This is a genomic window from Psychrobacter sp., from assembly GCF_030457785.1.
GTDB lineage: Bacteria > Pseudomonadota > Gammaproteobacteria > Pseudomonadales > Moraxellaceae > Psychrobacter.
Genome location: NZ_JAKDUI010000224.1, coordinates 1 through 4,295, shown reverse-complemented (window position 1 = coordinate 4,295; position 4,295 = coordinate 1). Strand labels below are relative to the sequence as shown.

The window sequence follows — 4,295 nt, the reverse complement described above, 5'->3', positions numbered from 1 at the left end:
CTGCGTGATCGTGTTCTGCGTGATCGTGTTCTGCGTGATCGTGTTCTGCGTGATCATCAGCAGATGCTTCAGAAGCAGCCGCATCAGTATCCGCAGCAGGCTGACAGCCAAGTAGAGATCCTGTTATGACACTTCCTAATAATGCAGTACCAGCAAGCTTAGAAAAAGAGAAGTGGGTAGTCATAGTCGTAGCCTTTAAATAAACAAGTAGTAAGTTATGTTATGTTATAACACTGTTAGAGTAAAAGAAAGCCGATGATGGCAACTATCCAACATCGGCTTATCAATCATTAGGTCGTGTATAACGCTAAGGGTTACACATTAAACCTAAAGTGCATGACGTCGCCATCTTGCACGATATAAGTTTTACCTTCTAGGCGTGATTTGCCAGCGGCTGCTGCGCCTTTTTCACCATTATACTCGATGAAGTCATCATAGGCGATTACTTCGGCACGGATGAAGCCACGCTCAAAATCAGTATGAATCACACCAGCAGCTTGCGGGGCTGTAGCGCCAACAGCGACCGTCCATGCACGCACTTCTTTGACACCAGCGGTAAAGTAGGTCTGCATATCAAGCAAATCATAACCACCACGAATGACTTGATCTAGACCTGCTTCGTCCATGTCCATTTCAGCCAAAAAGTCTTTTTTGTCTTCTTCATCAAGCTGAGCGATTTCAGCTTCGATTTGGTTGCATAGTGCGATGACGATAGAGTCTTCACCAGTGGCATAGTCGCGCACTGCATCAAGGTATGGGTTGTTTTCAAAGCCATCTTCAGCGACGTTAGCAATATACATAGTTGGCTTTAGCGTAATCAAACCGTAGCTTCTGATCAGTTTTTTCTCATCAGCGTCTAGGCCAGCAGCGCGAGCAGCTTTACCTTCTGCTAATAATGGCTCAATTTTTTTGAACACATCTAGCATGGCTGCAGCGTCTTTATCGCCACCTTTGGCTTTTTTGGTCAAGTTAAATACCGCACGCTCTACAGCTTCTAAATCTGCCAATGCCAGTTCGGTATTGATGGTTTCGATGTCATCAATTGGGCTAACGCGACCATCGACGTGTACCACATTGTCATCATCAAAACAGCGTACGACGTGAGCAACTGCATCAGTTTCACGAATGTTGGCCAAAAACTGGTTGCCCATTCCTTCACCCTGTGATGCGCCTGCCACCAAGCCTGCAATATCAACAAATTCCATCGTCGTCGGCAGTACACGTTCAGGGATAACAATGTCTGCCAGCTTCTTTAGACGTGGATCTGGCACGGGTACGATGCCAGTGTTGGGGTCTTTGGTACAAAACGGAAAGTTTTCTGCAGCGATACCCGCTTTGGTTAACGCATTGAATAAGGTGGATTTACCCACGTTCGGTAGGCCAACGATGCCGCAATTAAAACCCATAATGGTCTCTCGATATAGTCATAAAATAAGGTATGCTTGATGCCCCATGAGAGCATCAGCCAAAATTGGGCATATTGTAGCAAATTTTGCTGAGCTAGGGGTGAGGTTGTTACTTTGTAGCTTGGCATTTATTGATGTATTTATAAATCGTCATTGTAGAGCGTTATGTTTTAGCACAATGATACTAAGCGACAATCGATGCTGAGCGACAACCAATGTCACCTGTATCGTGTCTACCTTTCGCATAGCGCTGATTTTTAGATATCATTAATACTATGAACGTATTCAGGCAAGGTAAGGCACAGCAAAGATAAAACATCGTAAAGATAAAAAGCAGCAAAAATAAAAAGCAATACAATGTAATGTCTGTCTGATTGCCACTCATCTCATTTTAATCACTATTTTTGAAATGCGGACACGCCCTCGGGTATAGCGTCAATATAAAGGGCATACTCTGTAAGAAAAAGAGGAGGGTCGCAGGTATCTTGACCAAATGTGCTCGACTTGCATCAACAAAACACAAGGCAGTAGATAATAATGAACACCAGTATTTTTGAGACAGACCGCTATGACTATCCGCAAAACTTCGAGGAAATAAGACCGAAGATGAAGCGCTTAGATCAAGCCATCAAAGAGTTGGAGGATAACCTCGTCGCTGCTGCTGACGTACAGCTAAATGAGCGCTTAAGTCCTGAGCTGGGTTTAAAAGTAGACTACGCCAGTGAGTTGAATCCTGAACAATTACTGGCTGCCACCACCATCGAGGGCAAGGTGCTGGTCATCGCCGGTGCTGGATCTGGTAAGACTAAAACCTTAACCTATCGTACCAGTTATCTGTTAGAAAACGGGGTAAGACCCAAAAACATCCTATTGTTGACCTTTACGCGCAAGGCAGCAAATGAAATCAAAAGCCGAGCTAAAAATCTGTTGATGAGTACCTCGGCTGCGAAGGATCTGACCGATGACGTATCGCCTGTCGATGTGAAAGCTGAAAATGCATCGCCGACAAATAAGGCATTAAACGAAATCGCTAGCGGCACGTTTCACTCATTTTGCAATATGCTATTGCGCCAGTATTCGGGACTGCTTGGTATCAATCCGAGGTTTACCATTTTGGACACAGGGGATAGTGAAGACGCTATCGACTTGGTTTACAAAGAAAAGCAATACCCGAAGCAAGACAAAGCGCATTCTTTTCCGCGCAAAAAAACCTTACAGAAGTTATTTTCAACTTCTAGAAATCGCCGCATTCCCATCCGCACGCTGATTGAAGATGGTTATCCTAATTTCGAGAAACATATTGCTATCATTGAGCAATTGGCGATCGATTTTCATAAGTATAAACGCGCCAATCACTTATATGACTTTGATGACATCATTAGCCAGGTGGTGAAACATTTGAAGACGAATGACACTTTTCGTCAATTACTACAAAGCCAGTATCGCTACATCATGGTAGATGAGTATCAAGATACCAATATTCCTCAAAAAGAGCTGGTCGACCTGATCTGCGAGCCCAAATCAGTATCGTTGATGGTGGTCGGTGATGATAACCAAAGTATCTATGCGTTTCGCGGTGCCAATTATGAAAACATTTTGTTATTTGGTGAGACCTACCCAAACGCCACGTTGCTCAAGCTTGAGCAAAACTATCGTAGTACACCAGCCATCTTAGATTATATTAATGCGTTATCAGCGCAAATCACCTTGGGCTATCAAAAGCAATTACACTCAAATGCTAGTATAACGGGTGACAAGCCGGTATTTAGACGTACGAAAAACGAAGCAGCAGAAGCCAAATACATTGCTGACAACATCATTACCGTGAAGCCTAACCATGATTATAGTGACATGGCGGTATTATGTCGTACGTCCTTTCAGTCTAACTATGTACAGTTGGAATTCATGGATCGCAACATTCCATTTGTCGTGGTAGGCGGTCTCAAGTTTGTAGAAAGACGACATGTCAAAGATGTTTTGGCATTCATCAAAGTGCTTTATAATCCCAATGATTCGATTGCCTGGCATCGTGTTTTAACGTTGTTTGAAGGTATAGGCCCAGTCACGGCAACTCGCTTAAACCAAGAGATGTCTGCAGATAATAACTCGTTTGAGCCGTTGCTGGCTTCAAAGTTTGCTAAAAAAAATGAGCGTTTAGCCGCTTTATATCATACGCTTACCAAGGCGAACCAGGCAGAAACGGTGGGAGTCGCCCTTGAGCATGTCATTGATTTTTATATTCCTATCTTGCAAATGATCGAAGAAAACTGGCGTGAGCGTATGGAAGATCTTCGTGTTTTGACAAATCTAGCCACAGAACATAGTAGCTTAGAAGATTTTTTAGAAAACCTAGCATTGGACCCACCAAACGACTCTGTCGCGATGGTCAGCACCCCAGAAGAAGATGATAATGATAAGGTGACCATCTCGACCATTCATAGTGCTAAAGGGCTTGAGTGGCCAGTGGTTTTTGTTAATTCTTTAGTCGATGGTATGACGCCACATCATCGCTCGTTGGATGACTTTGAAGAGTTGGAAGAGGAGCGTAAACTGTTTTATGTGGCCTGTAGTCGCGCTAAAAGCAAGCTGTACTTGACGGCACCGGACTATTTTTCCAGTTATTCAGGGTATTTCGATAAGCCCTCAAGGTTTATTGCTGAGTTAACGGCCGATGAAGTAGCTGTTGATATACCTCAAACAGGTTTCGAGAAATCATTGAGTGAGGATCCAGAGTGGTGGTGATGTCACACATGACCAGAATAGCGCCATGCGTCGCTTGGAACTGACTTAGCTTTTTGTCAATTTAATGGCATGACCAAAAATGCAATTCTGATTGAAATTTGATGGCTCGCCTGTTAATTATTATTTAATAATTTTTTTAGCTAGGGT

The 4,295-nt window shown here is 43.4% G+C and carries 3 protein-coding genes; 1 reads left to right on the top strand and 2 read right to left on the bottom strand.

The genetic code is table 11. From position 1 onward, the window contains the following. Together L0J61_RS09670 and ychF are read right to left on the bottom strand one after the other, a co-directional pair. On the bottom strand, positions 1–184 hold a 184-nt coding region (locus L0J61_RS09670; RefSeq protein WP_301466242.1), incomplete at its 3' end, for a hypothetical protein. A 130-nt stretch (positions 185–314) separates the two neighbouring features. Further along, the gene (gene ychF / locus L0J61_RS09665; RefSeq protein ID WP_301466241.1) at positions 315–1,406 is read right to left on the bottom strand and encodes a redox-regulated ATPase YchF; all 1,092 of its coding nucleotides are present in this window, start codon (positions 1,404–1,406) and stop codon (positions 315–317) included. 537 nt (positions 1,407–1,943) lie between these two features. Here ychF and L0J61_RS09660 point away from each other — a divergent pair. After that, a complete protein-coding gene (locus L0J61_RS09660) occupies positions 1,944–4,148 on the top strand; it encodes an ATP-dependent helicase (RefSeq protein ID WP_301466240.1) in 2,205 nt (734 codons plus the stop codon). Positions 4,149–4,295 lie beyond the last annotated feature (147 nt).

What these genes read in the sequence shown, in the direction of transcription:
- ychF (WP_301466241.1), bottom strand. Translation starts at nt 1,406, where the DNA reads ATGGGTTTTAATTGCGGCATCGTTGGCCTACCGAACGTGGGTAAATCC.
- L0J61_RS09660 (WP_301466240.1), top strand. Translation starts at nt 1,944, where the DNA reads ATGAACACCAGTATTTTTGAGACAGACCGCTATGACTATCCGCAAAAC.